Annotated in this window: 1 pseudogene; it reads right to left on the bottom strand. The window is 50.3% G+C overall.

Features of this window, described 5'->3' with window-relative positions:
* Positions 1-1,005 (bottom strand): annotated as a pseudogene (locus HMPREF3144_RS04435) (S-layer family protein); the annotation flags it as partial.

Here is a 1,005-nt window from a genome sequence, read left to right on the forward strand (position 1 = left end):
GCTCTTTAATATAATGACTGGCACTGCCCACGCTATCTTGACGATAACCCACAGTAACGGTATCTAACTGCAAGTCATCGCCGGCACCCAGGTAAGTAAGGCCATCGCGACCGCTATGACTGACAAGTGCTCCGGTCAAGATCATGTCCTTAGCAGCAGAGAGCAGTAACTGCGCCTCATCACCACTCACATGAATACTCGCTAAACGGTCAATACCCTGACGCTCACCACTGAAATGGCTGCCATTAGTACCCGCTACATCCGCCTGCGTATGGTAGGTGGTACTCTTAATATCCAACTGATTGCCCGCACGGATGCTTGCCAGCTCTTCTGCACTGACCGTGCTGCCCGCGAGCGTAATATCTCTATCAGCTACCAACTCGACGCGTTTAGCCTGAATGCGTGCAAACTCCTGATCAATGGTATCGGCTTTAATGCTGACAATTTCACGACCGGCCACTGTACCGCTATTAACAAAACCGTCTTTAACCTGCAGCTCCACTGTATTACCGGCAAGTAACGCCCCTGATTGTGCTAAGTCACCTTGACGAGGTTTCACATACACGCGAGGCACCAACACCTCTTGAGTAGTACCATTCGCCAAGGTCACGGTCTGACTTTCCAGCCAGACAATATCACTGGTTAAACGCGCTACTTGCGCTGCCGTTAATTCTATGCCCGGCGTTAAGCCCTGCGTCATCGCAAAGCTCACGCCCTGCTCCATCAAGGCTTTAAACTGTTCCTCATCGTTGTCATAACCATCTAAAAAGCGTTGACCTGTCAGCTGTAATATCTGCTCACGCAGTAAGCGCTGCTCATAGTAACCATCACCTAAGCGTTTTTGCATACGCGCCGGATCCTGATTGAGCGCTTGCAGCATATAATCACTGCTTAACCATTGACGCTGATTGGCAAAGGCAGGATCCGTTTCAACCAGGTAGCGTGTGCGAGTCGGATCCACACTGTATAAGCTACTTGTTGGTACTAAATACGATGGCGCTTGCG

It is taken from the genome of Oligella sp. HMSC05A10 (assembly GCF_001808335.1).
Lineage (GTDB): Bacteria > Pseudomonadota > Gammaproteobacteria > Burkholderiales > Burkholderiaceae_B > Oligella > Oligella urethralis.